The organism is Pseudomonas sp. NBRC 111123 (assembly GCF_001320205.1).
Lineage (GTDB): Bacteria > Pseudomonadota > Gammaproteobacteria > Pseudomonadales > Pseudomonadaceae > Aquipseudomonas > Aquipseudomonas putida_J.
This window is the reverse complement of sequence record NZ_BCAZ01000030.1, coordinates 60623-75139: the sequence shown is the minus strand read 5'-3', so window position 1 is coordinate 75139 and position 14517 is coordinate 60623. Positions and strand designations below refer to the sequence as shown.

Genomic DNA, 14517 nt, shown 5'->3' with positions numbered 1-14517 from the left:
CCCCACCACACATCCCAAGACATACACCCGCAGCCCCCCACATAACGTTAAACTGTCATCTCCCCAGCAATGGACAGGAGATCCGGCGTGACCCCACCCCGCAGTTTCCCGACTGACCTCTGCCTCGACAGCCCGCGCCTGCAGCTGCGCCCAATGCGCCATGCCGACGCTGCGCAATGGCTGACGATCATGGCCGACCCCGAGGTCATGCGTTACTGGCACCATGCCCCCTGGCAAGACCTGGCCGAAGCGGAAAGCGCCCTGGCCGCCGACCGCGAAGCCTATGCCAATGGCGACCAGCTCAAGCTCGGCATGTATCGCCGCGACAATGGCGAACTGATCGGCATGGTCCAGCTGTTCAACATCGACGACGTCTCGCGCCGTGGCGAGATCGGCTACTGCCTGGCCAGCGCCGTGCAGGGCAGGGGCTACATGGACGAGGCGCTGACCTGCTTCATCGACTACATTGCCCACACCCTGCACATGCGCCGTCTGGAAGGCGAGATCGACCCACGCAACCAGGGCTCGGCGCGCACCCTCGAACGCCAGGGTTTCGTCCTCGAAGGCACGTTGCGGGCGCGCTGGTGCGTGGCGGGCGAGCTGACCGACTCAGGCATATACGGCCTGCTACTGGAACCGCCAGTCGCATGACACTGGGCGCCCGTTTACCGGCCTTCTACCTGACACTGAGCCTTGCCCTGTATCTGCTCAGCCTGGCCTTCGACGGTGCCCTGATGAGCGCCGGCCGGCACATGCCGGCGCTGCAGATGTTCCTGTACGGCCCCTGGGGCATCCCCTTCGGCATGTTCCAGTGGTTCGCCAACCCGCTGCTGGCGGTAGCCATCCTTTGTCATCGGCGCTTTCGCCGGCTGGCGCTGCTGCTTGCGCTGGGAGCGTTGTACCTGGCTGCCAGCAGCTTTGGTATCGAACGCCTGCCGGACAACATCAGCTATGAATTCTCCCACCGCACCGGCTTCGGCGTGGGCTTCTACCTGTGGCTGGCGGCGATCGCGGTGTTCTGTGCTGGTCAGGCCTGGCAGTGCTGGGTCGCACGCAGCCGTGACGATGTGCCGCCCTGGAACTGGCTGGATGTCGCCCTGATCGCGGCATTGGCCGTGACCGCTTATGCGGCGACCCAGATGCCAGCGCTGCAATTCGAGCCGGGCAAGGTGCTAATGCCGCCTGAGAAGGTACAGTCATTCTGATTGACGCATACCTTGCAGGTGGGTCAATTAACGAAATCTACATAACTCACTGGCGACGAGTATCTGCCATCCGAGAAGCAGGGGAGGCGGTGTGTTCTAAAGCAGCACGCAAATTCGCTGATCGTGCTTGTCTCCTTGCCAAAACAGCATTGACTCGCTGTGTGGTAGTTGGTGGCGTATTCATTAGCGTTTCTATTGGGGCATTTGGCGTGCCCTGATTAGGTGCTGCTGTATGAGTAGCTGTTCGCGGAACATCTGCTTGTGGCCGAGCGGCAACCAAATTTTCCGGTTGCTGTTGAGTCCTGGTGTTTGTCGTGCCCGTGGGAGGTGAGGTGGGTCTTAACGTCATTTCTTGAACTTGGGCGTCCAAAGCGTGAATCGCTTGTGTCGCGGGTGTTTGCTGCTGTAATGACCGTGGAAGGGAAAGGCGTCTGAAACGCTGTGCTACGCGATGACCGGTGGGGTCTGTATGGTTGATGGGATCATTACCACAGTATGCATAAGCGTTGACCCCCCCCTGACCAAACGGGCTCCAGCTGTCCGCAGACCTGAACCTCATCAACGCAGGGCTGTAGCTTCTGTAACCTTGCCCGAGCATGTACCCGCCATTGGCTGCGTTTAAGTGCTCTCCCGTAAACGCGAGCATGTGCTGGGTTACCGGTTCTGCATAGCCGTAGACACTGAATGCGGTCGCCCGCGCTTGCCACGCTGAGTTGCTGAGACCTGTGAAATGTTTGCTTTCCATGTGCTTCCCGCGCCTTGGATGTTTAACGCAACTCTTCTAACCGCTGTGTTAGCGATCAACTGCAAAATATGCCAGTTGCCAAACGCTGCGGCTGTTGGAACCTCTTGTCGTATGAACGTATCTCGCCTGCCTGGGTTCTACTTCCCGCTTAGCATGACCTTGTACCTGCTTGGTCTGGCTTTCGACGGCGCCCTGGTCAGCTTCGGCCGACACATGCGATTCGAGCAGGACAACGTGCCAATGCCGCCTGAGGCACATGACTGAATTTTATCGCTAATTGTTGTGAAATCTTCCGAGAATTCCGTAGATGGAAAGTTTCTGGCCTGAGTTCCGAATTGCCTCTACGGCACCTACTGCTATTTGCGCCCTTGAGATGGCCTGAAGATTGTGGATATAGAGACTGTTAGCGTCTGAGGCATGGATAGACCAAGATTTGATTGCTCTGATATCAAGCTCGATCAGGTCTAGGTGTAAGTTAGCGATGTCCAAGTCTTCAGCAATTTTAAAGGTGTGACGATTTCTCCGGAGAAGTTGTGTGAGTTGGGTATTTCCAGCGTCTGGGTAATCCCACTCCAGACTTTGAGGTATAAGGCCGATCTCTGGGTCGTCCCAGTGCCACTCCTGAACAGTAGCCCGGGCGGAGGATGATCTTATTGGACGGGGGATCTTGCTTTTTGCCGGAGAAGGTTGCTTCTGTCTGGGCTTTGTAAAGGTGTGACCTTTTATCAACACTGGAATTTTGCTTTGTGGTGCCTGACCGCTTGGGTCCATCAAATTGACTGGGTCGGCCCCGCAATAGACGTAGTTATTGATTCCCCCTTCATTGAATGGGCTCAATGCGTCTGGTGTGAGAAATCTCATAAGGGCCGCGCTATAGTAGCGACGGCCGTTACCCAGAGAGTACAAGTTTGTCTGCGGGTCCTTTTTCTGCCCGTTAAAGCCTATGGTCAGTGCTACGCACCGTGGGTGACAAAAGCCAAACGGCGTATAGGCAAGCGCGCTTACAAAGTGTGATCGTCCTGTCATGGCTGACCTCCAATGGCTACCTTGAGTTTACGTTATGAGATAGTCAAATGGGATGGGCGTCCGACCTGTATTTGGGGTGCTGATCACTGATGTTATGCTAGATGGCCTCTGATGCAACTGTTAAAAATACCAGTTGTCGATGCTGTCAGGTATGACAAGTAATCACCGAAGAGGACATATTATGTTCAGCTTGAAATTGACCGTCGGTGTGGTGGTCACACTTTTATTAATTGGCCAAGCGCAAGCGGAAGAGGCGACTCAGGCCTACAGCCAATGTATGGACAAAGCCTCCAGCACGGTGGCCATGGGCAGCTGCATCCAGGGGGAGACCCAACTTCAGGACCAGCGCCTGAATCGGGTCTACAAGCAACTGATGAGCAAGCTCCAGGCCGGGCCGCAGAAGAGCTTGCGCGATGTGCAGCGGCAGTGGATCGCCTATCGTGATGCGAACTGCACGTTCCATGTGCAGGCCAGTGGCGGCACCCTGGCGCAGCTGGAAGGCGGCATGTGCGTGCTGGACATGACTCGCGAACGGGCGGCGGAGCTGGAGCGGATACTCAGCCCCGGGCAGTGATCTTGCCTGGGGCTGGCGCTCGCGCAGGTGGGGCACGTTTAGATCAACGTCGAGCGCGGGCCTTGAGGTACTCGCGCACTTCCATGCCATCTCCGGCAAACTCGATCCGCTCGGCCTTGGCTTCACGCTGGTAGGCATACATCGGGTCGTAATATTCCTTGAGCAGCCCTTCGATCCAGCCCCGGTGCAGGTCCACCGCACCGCTGCGCAACTGCTCGTCCAGCGCTTCGCCCAGGATTGTGGACAAGCGCTGGAAGCGCTCGCCACCCAGGCGCTTGTGGATATTGGCCATGCTCTGCAGCAAGCGCTCGGCAAACAACCTGCGGCCATTTTCCTCGCCATGCACATCGACGAACTCGGCGCACAGGTTGATCACGTAATCGCGCAGGATGCGCTCCACGCGGTTCTCGAAACTGTCCTCCAGCCACACCATCGGGTACTGCTGCATGCCCTGATACAGCTCCAGCGGCACCGAGCAACTGCCGACGATGCGGCCTTCATCTTCCAGCACGAACTGTTCGATGCCTCGCGCGCGCTTCTTCAGCACATCGATGGCCAGCTTGTTCTCGAAGTCGATCTGCGCCGGTTGGCCGGTGGCGCGCTTGCCGAAGCTGGAGCCGCGATGATTGGCGTGGCCTTCGAGGTCGAGCACGTTGTTCAACTGGTGCAGCACATCGGTCTTGCCGGTGCCGGTGAGGCCGCCGACCAGGACGAAATCGCATTGCTCGACCGCCTGCTGGGTGGTTTCCAGCAGGAAGGTACGCATGGCCTTGTAGCCACCCTTGATGCGCGGGTAGGCGATGCCGGCCTCGTCGCGCAGCCATTGCTGCACGATCAGCGAGCGCAGGCCGCCGCGGGCACAGTACAGGTAACCATCAGGGTGGGCCTTGGCAAAGCTGGCCCAGGCCTGCAGGCGTTCGCGCTTGGTCGCACCGCTGACCAGTTGGTGGCCGAGGGTGATGGCTGCGGCCTGGCCCTGCTGTTTGTAGCAGGTGCCGACCTTCTGCCGCTCCTGGTCAGTCATCAGCGGCAGGTTGACGGTACCGGGGAAGGCACCCTTGGCAAATTCGATCGGCGCGCGCATGTCCATCATCGGCGCATCGTCGAGGAACAGCTGGCGGAAGTCGGTGCAGTCGGGGCGCATCAGTTCACCTCGACCGCGTGGCTCTGTCGCTCGACCAGCAGGCCGATCGGCGACAGGTTCAGGCCCAGTTCGGCGGCCAGCGCGAGGAACTCGGCCTCACCTTCGGCAGTGACGGCAACCAGCAGGCCGCCGCTGGTCTGTGGGTCGCACAGCAGGTGCTTCTGCTCGTCGGTCAGCGTGCCGAGCTTGTGCCCGTAGCTGTCGAAGTTGCGCAGGGTACCGCCAGGGATGCAGCCCTCGGCCAGGTAATGGTCGACACTCGGCAGGCGCGGCACGGCAGCGTAGTCCAGCTGTGCTGTCAGGCCGCTGCCCTCGGCCAGCTCGACCAGGTGGCCCAGCAGGCCGAAACCGGTCACGTCGGTCATCGCCTTGACCCCATCGAGCTTGCCAAAGCGGCTGCCCGGGGTGTTCAGCGTGCACATCCAGTCGCGTGCCAGGCCCTGGTCCTGCTCGCGCAGCTTGGCTTTCTTCTCGGCGGTGGTGAGGATGCCGATGCCCAGTGGCTTGGTCAGGTACAGGCGGCAACCGGCGGTGGCGGTGTCGTTGCGCTTGAGGTGGCGTTTGTTCACCACACCGGTGACGGCCAGGCCGAAGATCGGCTCGGGGGCGTCGATGGAGTGGCCGCCGGCCAGCGGGATACCGGCCTCGGCACACACGGCGCGGCCGCCGCGGATCACTTCGCGGGCGACTTCTGGCGGCAGCACGTTGACCGGCCAGCCGAGGATGGCGATGGCCATCAGCGGGTCGCCACCCATGGCGTAGATGTCACTGATGGCGTTGGTCGCGGCGATGCGGCCGAAATCATAGGGGTCATCAACGATCGGCATGAAGAAGTCGGTGGTCGATACCACCCCGCGCTCGTCGTCCAGGGCATACACGGCGGCGTCGTCACGCGAGGCATTGCCCACCCACAGCTTCGGGTCCAGAGCCTGGGCGCCGCTCTCGGCGAGGATCACATCCAGCACCTTGGGGGAGATCTTGCAGCCACAGCCGGCACCGTGGCTGTACTGGGTCAGGCGAATCGGCTCGCTCATGTGTACCTCGCAATGGGGTCAATTTGTTGCGCCGATTGTAGCAAAGCTGGCCTTTGCGCCTGTGCCTCTTATACTTCCCACGGTCGGCGTGTATGCCGGCCTTTGTCTGCAATTGACCCGGAGAATTCCCATGCTCAAACGCCCCCTGGCGCTCGCCGCCGGCCTCGTGCTGTCCTGCTGTGCCGTAGTTGCCCAGGCTGCCGACATCTTGCGGGTCAGTGCCATCCCCGACGAAGCGCCGACCGAACTGCTGCGCAAGTTCGAGCCGCTGGGCAAGTACCTGTCCAAGCAACTGGGCATGGAGGTGAAGTTCGTGCCGGTGGCCGACTACCCGGCGGTGGTCGAGTCGCTGGCCAGCAACCGCCTGGACATGGCCTGGCTGGGTGGCTTCACCTTCGTCCAGGTGCACCTGAAAGACCCGACCGCCACGCCGCTGGTGCAGCGTGAGCAGGACGCCCAGTTCACCTCCAAGTTCATCACCGCCAACCCGGCCGTGAAGAGCCTGGCCGACCTCAAGGGCAAGTCGTTCGCCTTCGGTTCGATCTCGTCCACCTCGGGCAGCCTGATGCCCCGTTACTTCATGCTCAAGGAAGACAACATCAAGCCTGAAAGCTACTTCAGCCGTGTGGCCTATTCCGGTGCCCATGACGCCACCGTCGCCTGGGTGCAGGCCGGCAAGGTCGATGGCGGCGTGCTCAATGCCAGTGTCTGGCAGAAGCTGGTCGATGCCGGCAAGGTCGATACCAGCAAGGTGAAGGTGTTTGCCACCACACCGACCTACTACGACTACAACTGGACCGTGCGCGGCAACATGGACCCGGCGCTGAAAGAGAAAATCAAGCAGGCCTTCCTTGACCTCGACCCGGCCAACCCGGAGCACAAGGCGATTCTCGACCTGCAGGCGGCCAGCCGCTTCATCGAGACCAAGCCCGAAAACTATGTGGGCACCGAGCAAGCCGCACGTGAGGCCGGCCTGCTCAAGTGACTATCCATGTAAACGGCGCCGGCCTGCGCCACGGCCAGGTCCGCGCGCTCGATTCGATCAGCCTGAGCATCGCCAAGGGTGAGCGGGTAGCGATCATCGGACCCTCGGGGGCCGGCAAGTCCAGCCTGCTGCACCTGATGGCCACCGCCGTGCAGCCCAGCAGCGGGTACCTGGAACTGTTCGGTGAGCAACCTTGGGCGCTGTCTGCCGGGGCGCGCCAACGCCTGCGCGCGCGCATCGGCCTGGTGCACCAGGCACCGCCATTGCCTCCCCGTCAGCGTGTGGTAACAGCAGTCCTGGCGGGGCGCCTGGGGCAGTGGGGCATCTTGCGTGGCCTGCTCAACCTGGTGTATCCGACCGATGTGCCGGGGGCGCGCCAGGCCTTGGCCGAGCTGGGCCTGGCCGACAAGTTGTTCGTTCAGTGCGGGCAGTTGTCCGGTGGCCAGTTGCAGCGGGTGGGCATTGCCAGGGCGTTGTACCAGCGCCCGGAAGTGCTATTGACCGACGAACCGGTGTCGGCCATGGACCCGGTGCTGGCCGACCACAGCCTGGCACTGCTCAATCGCCATGCCCAGGCCAATGGCGTGACCCTGGTGGCCAGCCTGCATGCGGTGGACCTGGCGCTGGCGCACTTTCCGCGGGTGATCGGTATTCGTGAGGGGCAGGTGGTGTTCGACTGCCCTGCAGAGGCGGTGACCGGGCCAATGCTGGATGCGCTGTACGCCAACGAGCAACTGGGTTCGCCAGCGCAAGCCCAAGGGCCGACCCTGACTGTGCAGATTCCGCGATGCTGAAGGCCGACGTCCGCGACCCGGCCGCGTTGCCGCGGTTGCTGTTGACCGTGCTGGCGTTGGCCGTGCTGTGGCCGGGGCTGCAGTTGAGCGAGCTGAACCCTGGCGTTTTGCTGCAGGCAGAAAACCGTCAGCAGATCGCCAGCTTCACCAGCGCCTTCTGGCCGCCAGCGCACAGTGCCGAATTCCTCCGGTTGTTGTATGAGTCCACCTTGCAGACCTTGGCCGTGGCGACAGCGGGCATGGCCTTGGCGCTGTTGCTGGCGGTCCCGACCAGCCTGCTGGCGAGCCGTGCGCTGTCACTGCGCGCCGCTTCCCGTGGAGGCCGGGCAGGGCCGTGGTCGCGCTTGTTGCGCCTGCCCGTTCGCGGCTTGCTTATTTTTCTGCGCAGCGTGCCGGAGATCGTCTGGGCGCTGCTGTTCGTGCGGGCCGTGGGCCTGGGGCCAACGGCCGGGGTACTGGCCATCGCCATTACCTACAGCGGCATGCTCGGCAAGGTCTACGCGGAGATCTTCGAATCGGTCGACCAGCGCCCGGCGCATGCCTTGCTACAGGCCGGCAGTGGGCGGTTGGCGGCATTCTTCTACGGTATCCTGCCCAGCGCGTCGGCGGAGGTGGTGTCCTACACCGTCTACCGCTGGGAATGCGCCGTGCGCGCTTCTGTGGTGATGGGCTTTGTCGGTGCCGGTGGGCTTGGGCAGCAGATCGACCTGTCGATGCGCATGTTTGCCGGGGGCGAAGTGGCGAGCATGCTACTGGCGTTCCTCGGCCTGGTGCTGCTGGCTGACCTGCTTAGCCGCTTCCTGCGCGGGAGGCTGGCATGAACCGGGTGGTCAATCTGCTGGTGATCGTAGCAATCATGGCGGCGGTGGTGGCGTCGTTCGGTTATCTGCAGCTGGACCTGCACGCCTTGGTGGGCGATGGCGGGCTGGGGCAGATGGGTGAGTATGCTGCGCGCTTCCTGCATCCGGACCTGTCCGGCGAACACCTGCAAGCGGTGGGGCGCGGCGCACTGGAAACGCTGGCCATGTCGGGCCTGGGCACGCTGCTGGCCATGGCCCTCGGCATGCTGTTGGCGTTGCCGGCGGCGGGGCGCTTCGGTTGGCCGCTGCAATCTCTGGCACGCTTGCTGCTCAATGCCCTGCGTGCCATTCCAGAGTTGGTATGGGCCGCATTGACGGTGCTGGCGGCGGGCCTGGGGCCCAATGCCGGTACTTTGGCCTTGGCGCTTCACACGTCAGGAGTGTTAGGGCGTTTGTTTGCCGAGGCGCTGGAGAATGCGCCGGCAGAACCCGCCGCAGCGATTCGCCTGCAGGGCGGGGGGCAGGTGGCGGCGTTCTGTTTCGGGACCTTGCCGAATTTGTGGCCGCAATTGCTGGCGTACAGCCTGTACCGCTGGGAGAACAACATTCGCATGGCCAGTGTGCTGGGCTTCGTCGGAGCCGGGGGGCTGGGGCAGATGCTCTATACCACCTTGAGCCTGTTCCAGGAGGCGCAGGCCAGCACGGTGATCATGGCGATGTTGTTATTGGTGCTGCTGGTGGATGCCTTCAGTGATGTGCTGCGCCAGCGGTTTGTGCGGGCCTGACAGATAGCCGGGGCCGCTCTGCGGCCCTTTCGCGACACAAGGCCGCTCCACAGGGGGGCGCGATCTTCTGTAGGAGCGGCCTTGTGTCGCGAAAGGGCTGCAAAGCAGCCCCCTTTACGAAGCCAGCTCCCCACACTGCGCTTCCCGCTGCATCGATTCCAGATTCCGTTCGATCGTCTCGCAGATGGTATCCATCTGAATCTGATGCTCACTGAAGCGAAACGGACTTTGCAGATCAGTCCCGATCCGCTCGATCGCCAGCAGCATGAAGCCCACCACCGTCGACGCCAGCGGTGTGAACCAGCCCAGCGACTCCACCAGCCCCACCGGCACGATCAGGCAGAACAGCGTGATGAACAGCCGTGGGAAATACACGTAAGGGTAGGGCAGCGGCGTATTGGCAATCCGCTCCATGCCGCCTTGGGCATTGGAAAGGTCCACCAGCGTCGACTCCAGCCGCGCCAGGCGAATGCTGTCCAGCCGGCCGGCTTGGTATTCCCGCGCCAGCAATGCCGCCGAGCCACTGAGTATGTCATTGGCAAAGTTGTTCGAACGGTTACGCCGCTCGAACTCCCCCGGCGGGATGAACGCCATCAGTTCGTCCGGGCAAGCCTCACCCTTCAAGTGTGCTGCCAGGCAGTTCACATAGGCGATGTGCCGGCGCAGCAAGGTCGCCTTGACCGGGTTCAGTTCGTCCTGCGGGTCATCGATCAGCGTCAGCGTCTGCCGGGCGAAGCTGCGCGAACTGTTCACCAGTGCTCCCCACAAGGTTCGCGCTTCCCACCAGCGGTTGTAGGCGCTGCTGTTGCGAAAGCTCACCAGCACCACCAGCGCCGAACCCAGCAAGGTCAGCGGAATCAGCGGCAGGGTGAACTTGCTGTTGAAGAACAGCATGAAGTCGATGGTGACCAGTACGTCCCACAGCAGCAGCCAGAACAGCGACCAGCCGATGTAGCCGAACGTCTTGACGATCAGGCGGTATTTACGGGCGATGACGTCTTTCACGCGAGCTGCCTCGAAAAGCCGGGGATGCATGATGGGACGTCGAGGGGCGTGGATGGTTCGGCGCTGCTCGTCCTGGGATGTTACCGAACGTGTTGCTTCATCTGCACCAAGGCCACCCGCTTGCCATCCTGAGCCTGTCGCTCCTCGATGCCGAAAGGTATGAAGCCAAGCTGTGGATAAAGCAGCAGGCCCGCGGTGTTGTGGTTGAAACAAGACACCCAGACTTCCCGCGCCGCGAACTGTTCACGGGCGAGGTCGACCATGCATTGCACCAGGTAACGCGCCACGCCCTGGCCGCGAGCAACGGGTGCCACCACCACGTTGCCGAGGGCACAGATACCGCCGTGCTCAGCCTTGTAGAAGTTGGCGAAACCGAGCACAAGGCCATCGCCCTCGACCACGGTCGAACCGCTGCGCTGGGCGATGGCGTCGCTCAATTGCGCGGGGGTGAGCGGGTAGGTGGCTTTGGAAAACATATAGAACAGCTCATCCGGGCTTTGCGCGAAGCTGCAGATGGCCGGGATGTCGCTGGGTTGGACGGGGCGGTGACCAAGGTGCATGGCAGGTCCTTTGCGTGAATGGGCTGGCCAGATCATCAGTGCCGGCCGCCACCGTATCATGATCGCTCGCACGTTGGATCAAGGCTTGCTGGCTACCGCCACATAGCCCTTGATCGCGGCAGGCGCGCTGTGCGGCTTGCCCTTGTGTGCCAGATACTGGAAGCGGCGCCATTCCTTGTCGATTTCGCTATACGACATGAACACGCTGACCCGCGCCTTGTCGGCCAGGTCCGGGCGGTTGCGGGCATTGATCCCGTCCTTGGAAATGAAGGCGACGTTCATGCCGACCACCTTGCCGTCGTCGGCGAACACGGGGCCGCCGGACATGCCTTTGGTGATCGGGCCGTCATGCACCGAGTAGAAGACGCTGCCCGGTGTACCTTCGAGGCGCACCAGCGAGTCGAGCGTACGGCCCTTGCCTTGCACCGGCATCATGAAACTGTTGAAGCCGACCGCCGTCACCGACTCGCCCGGCACAAACTGACGCCACTGCGGCACCTTGCTGGCCTTGTGCTTGAAGAACACCACGTCACCCAGCCCTTCATGCACCACATTGGGCAGGAACGGCGTGTGCTTGGCGGTGACGGCGTAGTCTTCGTTCCACTGGATGGCGGTAGCCATCAGCAGCATCGGCAGGGGGGCACCGGAGGTGACGACAAAAGCCTGGTCGTAGACGGGGTTTGAAACGTATTCGGTTGGCATTCCATTGCACCCACTCAGCAGCATCATTGCTGCCAGACAGGGCGCGGTTTTGTTCATGGGTCACGCAGTGGTCATTGATAACGGGAGCGCAAATATGGCGAATTGATATTACGCTATCAATACTTTCGGCTTATAACCGACGAATGACAGCTTATGGCCATTATCCGGGCAGTTGCCAATTGAATGCGTGGATGTCTTGCTCGTTCCAGGCCATCGGGTTGGCGTCAAAAATCGCAGCCTGAACGACTGGTGTGGATGAAGTCCCTGGAACTGGTCGCAGCAAACCCACTCGGCAGGGGCCTGTTCAGCGCTGAATAGCGCGCACAAAAAAACCGACCATGCGGTCGGTTTTTTTTGGATTTTGGTGCCCCGAGGGAGACTCGAACTCCCACTCCTTTCGAAAACGGATTTTGAATCCGCCGCGTCTACCAATTCCGCCATCAGGGCTGTGGCGCGCAGTATAGAGAGGTGCCCGTGGTCGGTCAATCGGCTTTCATGGTCAATTTTCACACATTGGGCTAAACTTCCCGGCCCTGTCGAACCCGAACATCATCATGCGCGTCGCCGATTTTTCCTTCGAACTCCCCGATTCCCTGATCGCCCGCCACCCTCTGGCCGAGCGCCATGGCAGCCGTCTGCTGGTCCTCGATGGGCCGAGCGGGGCGCTGGCGCACAAGCAATTCCCGGATCTGCTCGACTATCTGCAGCCGGGCGACCTGATGGTGTTCAACAACACCCGGGTGATTCCGGCGCGGCTGTTTGGCCAGAAAGCCTCCGGCGGCAAGCTGGAAGTGCTGGTCGAGCGTGTGCTCGACAGCCACCGCGTGCTGGCCCATGTACGTGCCAGCAAGGCGCCTAAAGAAGGCGCGGTGATCCTCATCGATGGCGGTGGCGAGGCCGAGATGGTCGCCCGCCACGACACGCTGTTCGAGCTGCGCTTCACCGAAGAGGTGCTGCCGCTGCTCGAGCGCGTCGGCCATATGCCGCTGCCGCCCTACATCGACCGCCCGGACGAGGGCGCAGACCGTGAGCGTTACCAGACCGTGTACGCCGAGCGTGCCGGTGCCGTGGCCGCGCCAACTGCCGGCCTGCACTTCGACGAAGCGCTGCTGGAGAAGATCGCCGCCAAGGGCGTCGAGCGCGCCTTCGTCACCCTGCACGTGGGTGCTGGCACCTTCCAGCCGGTACGGGTCGACAAGATCGAAGACCACCACATGCACAAAGAGTGGCTCGAAGTGAGCCAGGATGTGGTCGACGCCATCGAGGCCTGCCGCGCACGTGGCGGCCGGGTGATCGCGGTCGGGACCACCAGCGTGCGCTCGCTGGAGAGCGCGGCGCGCGATGGCGTGCTCAAGGCTTTCAGCGGTGACACCGACATCTTCATCTTCCCGGGCCGGCCTTTCCATGTGGTCGATTGCCTGGTCACCAACTTCCACCTGCCGGAGTCCACGCTGCTGATGCTGGTCTCGGCCTTCGCCGGTTACCCCGAGACCATGGCTGCCTACGCGGCGGCGGTCGACAACGGTTACCGCTTCTTCAGTTACGGTGATGCCATGTTCATCACCCGCAATCCGGCGCCACGCGGCCCAGAGGATCAAGCATGAGTCGCACCTGTCGAATGTCGTTCGAACTGCTGGCCACCGACGGCAAGGCCCGTCGTGGCCGGTTGACCTTCCCCCGTGGCACGGTCGAGACCCCGGCGTTCATGCCGGTGGGTACCTATGGCACGGTCAAGGGCATGCTGCCGCGTGACATCGAGGCCATCGGCGCCGAGATCATCCTCGGCAACACCTTCCACCTGTGGCTGCGCCCGGGTACCGAGGTCATCAAGAAGCACAACGGCCTGCACGACTTCATGCAGTGGAAAGGCCCAATCCTCACCGATTCCGGTGGTTTCCAGGTGTTCAGCCTGGGCGCCATGCGCAAGATCAAGGAGGAGGGGGTGACCTTCGCCTCGCCAGTCGACGGTTCCAAGGTGTTCATGGGCCCGGAAGAGTCCATGCAGGTGCAGCGCGACCTGGGCTCGGACATCGTCATGATCTTCGACGAATGCACGCCTTACCCGGCCGAGCACGATGTGGCGCGCACCTCCATGGAACTGTCGCTGCGCTGGGCCCAGCGTTCGAAGAATGCCCACGGTGACAACACCGCAGCGCTGTTCGGCATCGTTCAGGGCGGCATGTACCAGGACCTGCGCATGCGCTCGCTGGAAGCGCTGGTCAACATCGACTTCGACGGCCTGGCCATCGGTGGCCTGTCGGTGGGTGAGCCGAAGCACGAGATGATCAAGGTGCTCGACTACCTGCCGGCCCAGATGCCGGCTGACAAACCTCGTTACCTTATGGGGGTAGGCAAACCGGAAGATCTGGTTGAGGGTGTGCGCCGCGGCGTCGACATGTTCGACTGCGTGATGCCCACGCGCAACGCGCGCAACGGCCACCTGTTCGTCGATACAGGGGTGATCAAGATCCGCAACGCGTTCCATCGCCATGATGATTCGCCGCTGGATCCGACCTGTGACTGCTACACCTGCACCAACTTCTCCCGCGCTTATCTCCATCATCTGGACAAGTGCGGCGAAATGCTGAGCAGCATGCTGAATACCATCCACAACTTGCGCCATTACCAGCGCTTGATGGCCGGTTTACGCGAGGCTATTCAACAGGGTAAATTGGCCGCCTTTGTCGACGCCTTCTACGCCAAGCGCGGGCTGCCTGTGCCGCCTTTGGACTGACTGTTCGCATCCATTATTAGAAAATTACATTAGGAGTGCCCAATGAGCTTCTTGATCCCCGCCGCATACGCGGACGCTGCAGCACCTGCCGCTGGCCCAGCCGGCACCGGCTTTGAGTGGATTTTCCTGGTCGGTTTCCTGGTCATCTTCTACCTGATGATCTGGCGCCCGCAGTCCAAGCGTGCCAAAGAGCAGAAGAACCTGCTGAGCAACTTGCAGAAAGGTGACGAAGTTGTCACCAACGGCGGTATCGCCGGCAAGATCGTCAAGGTTTCCGATGACTTCGTTGTCCTGGAAGTTTCCGACACCGTCGAACTGAAGTTCCAGAAGGGTGCCATCGCGGCAACCCTGCCAAAAGGTACGCTCAAGGCTATCTGAGTTACCGGTTTCATTTTTCCAGTCGGGGCGCGCAAAGCGCCCCGCG

At 61.8% G+C, this 14517-nt stretch carries 18 protein-coding genes and 1 tRNA gene; 11 read left to right on the top strand and 8 right to left on the bottom strand.

Features of this window, described 5'->3' with window-relative positions; translation table 11 throughout:
- Positions 1 to 87: 87 nt before the first annotated feature.
- Both APH27_RS16335 and APH27_RS16330 read left to right on the top strand, forming a co-directional pair.
- Entirely contained in the window at positions 88 to 651 is a 564-nt protein-coding gene (locus APH27_RS16335; protein ID WP_060485352.1) for a GNAT family N-acetyltransferase, read from the top strand.
- Entirely contained in the window at positions 648 to 1205 is a 558-nt protein-coding gene (locus APH27_RS16330) for a hypothetical protein (protein WP_060485351.1), read from the top strand. The genes APH27_RS16335 and APH27_RS16330 overlap by 4 nt, the downstream gene beginning before the upstream one ends.
- A gap of 46 nt (positions 1206 to 1251) precedes the next feature.
- Here APH27_RS16330 and APH27_RS25995 read toward each other — a convergent pair whose 3' ends face one another.
- A complete protein-coding gene (locus APH27_RS25995) occupies positions 1252 to 1950 on the bottom strand; it encodes an RHS repeat-associated core domain-containing protein (RefSeq protein WP_082435159.1) in 699 nt (232 codons plus the stop codon).
- A gap of 111 nt (positions 1951 to 2061) precedes the next feature.
- Between APH27_RS25995 and APH27_RS26435 the strand changes: the two genes are divergently transcribed.
- On the top strand, positions 2062 to 2214 hold the full coding sequence (locus tag APH27_RS26435; protein WP_156335890.1) for a hypothetical protein: 153 nt from the start codon (positions 2062 to 2064) through the stop codon (positions 2212 to 2214).
- 9 nt (positions 2215 to 2223) lie between these two features.
- Here APH27_RS26435 and APH27_RS27190 read toward each other — a convergent pair whose 3' ends face one another.
- Entirely contained in the window at positions 2224 to 2976 is a 753-nt protein-coding gene (locus APH27_RS27190; protein ID WP_082435157.1) for an RHS repeat-associated core domain-containing protein, read from the bottom strand.
- A 277-nt stretch (positions 2977 to 3253) separates the two neighbouring features.
- Between APH27_RS27190 and APH27_RS16325 the strand changes: the two genes are divergently transcribed.
- Positions 3254 to 3550 (top strand): lysozyme inhibitor LprI family protein, encoded by a 297-nt coding sequence (locus APH27_RS16325; protein ID WP_371262717.1) that lies wholly within the window; start codon positions 3254 to 3256, stop codon positions 3548 to 3550.
- A 43-nt stretch (positions 3551 to 3593) separates the two neighbouring features.
- On the opposite strand, the gene mnmH is transcribed toward APH27_RS16325, so the two are convergent.
- Together mnmH and selD are read right to left on the bottom strand one after the other, a co-directional pair.
- Positions 3594 to 4694 carry a tRNA 2-selenouridine(34) synthase MnmH gene (gene mnmH, locus APH27_RS16320; protein WP_060485349.1) on the bottom strand — a complete coding sequence of 367 codons (1101 nt, stop codon included), beginning with the start codon at positions 4692 to 4694 and terminating at the stop codon, positions 3594 to 3596.
- On the bottom strand, positions 4694 to 5728 hold the full coding sequence (gene selD / locus APH27_RS16315) for a selenide, water dikinase SelD (RefSeq protein WP_060485348.1): 1035 nt from the start codon (positions 5726 to 5728) through the stop codon (positions 4694 to 4696). The genes mnmH and selD overlap by 1 nt, the downstream gene beginning before the upstream one ends.
- A 130-nt stretch (positions 5729 to 5858) precedes the next feature.
- Here selD and APH27_RS16310 point away from each other — a divergent pair, with 130 nt between their 5' ends.
- Genes APH27_RS16310 through phnE form a run of 4 tightly spaced genes read left to right on the top strand, consistent with a single transcriptional unit; the run spans position 5859 to position 9092 of the window.
- Positions 5859 to 6713: a putative selenate ABC transporter substrate-binding protein gene (locus tag APH27_RS16310; RefSeq protein ID WP_027920296.1), complete on the top strand. Its 855-nt coding sequence runs from the start codon at positions 5859 to 5861 to the stop codon at positions 6711 to 6713.
- The gene (locus APH27_RS16305) at positions 6710 to 7507 is read left to right on the top strand and encodes a phosphonate ABC transporter ATP-binding protein (protein WP_027920295.1); all 798 of its coding nucleotides are present in this window, start codon (positions 6710 to 6712) and stop codon (positions 7505 to 7507) included. The genes APH27_RS16310 and APH27_RS16305 overlap by 4 nt, the downstream gene beginning before the upstream one ends.
- Positions 7501 to 8328 (top strand): ABC transporter permease, encoded by an 828-nt coding sequence (locus APH27_RS16300; RefSeq protein WP_060485347.1) that lies wholly within the window; start codon positions 7501 to 7503, stop codon positions 8326 to 8328. The genes APH27_RS16305 and APH27_RS16300 overlap by 7 nt, the downstream gene beginning before the upstream one ends.
- Positions 8325 to 9092 (top strand): phosphonate ABC transporter, permease protein PhnE, encoded by a 768-nt coding sequence (gene phnE, locus APH27_RS16295; RefSeq protein ID WP_027920293.1) that lies wholly within the window; start codon positions 8325 to 8327, stop codon positions 9090 to 9092. The genes APH27_RS16300 and phnE overlap by 4 nt, the downstream gene beginning before the upstream one ends.
- 114 nt (positions 9093 to 9206) lie before the next feature.
- Here the strand turns inward: phnE and APH27_RS16290 are convergent, their stop codons facing one another.
- From APH27_RS16290 to APH27_RS16275, 4 genes are all read right to left on the bottom strand, one after another.
- A complete protein-coding gene (locus tag APH27_RS16290; protein ID WP_027920292.1) occupies positions 9207 to 10097 on the bottom strand; it encodes a bestrophin family protein in 891 nt (296 codons plus the stop codon).
- An 80-nt stretch (positions 10098 to 10177) separates the two neighbouring features.
- Positions 10178 to 10657 (bottom strand): GNAT family N-acetyltransferase, encoded by a 480-nt coding sequence (locus APH27_RS16285; protein WP_060485346.1) that lies wholly within the window; start codon positions 10655 to 10657, stop codon positions 10178 to 10180.
- A 78-nt stretch (positions 10658 to 10735) separates the two neighbouring features.
- Complete coding sequence (locus APH27_RS16280) at positions 10736 to 11383, bottom strand: trypsin-like peptidase domain-containing protein (protein ID WP_060485354.1); 648 nt, start codon at positions 11381 to 11383, stop codon at positions 10736 to 10738.
- A gap of 338 nt (positions 11384 to 11721) precedes the next feature.
- Positions 11722 to 11806 (bottom strand) — tRNA-Leu (locus APH27_RS16275).
- Positions 11807 to 11913: 107 nt separating this feature from the next.
- Here APH27_RS16275 and queA point away from each other — a divergent pair.
- From queA to yajC, 3 genes are read left to right on the top strand one after another with little or no spacing between them, the layout of a single operon-like run.
- Positions 11914 to 12963: a tRNA preQ1(34) S-adenosylmethionine ribosyltransferase-isomerase QueA gene (queA, locus tag APH27_RS16270; RefSeq protein ID WP_027920289.1), complete on the top strand. Its 1050-nt coding sequence runs from the start codon at positions 11914 to 11916 to the stop codon at positions 12961 to 12963.
- 14 nt (positions 12964 to 12977) lie between these two features.
- Positions 12978 to 14093, top strand: coding sequence for a tRNA guanosine(34) transglycosylase Tgt (gene tgt / locus APH27_RS16265; RefSeq protein WP_162144435.1), 1116 nt, complete (start codon positions 12978 to 12980; stop codon positions 14091 to 14093).
- Between the two features lie 42 nt (positions 14094 to 14135).
- Positions 14136 to 14471 (top strand): preprotein translocase subunit YajC, encoded by a 336-nt coding sequence (yajC, locus tag APH27_RS16260; protein WP_027920288.1) that lies wholly within the window; start codon positions 14136 to 14138, stop codon positions 14469 to 14471.
- The last annotated feature ends 46 nt before the right edge of the window (positions 14472 to 14517 follow it).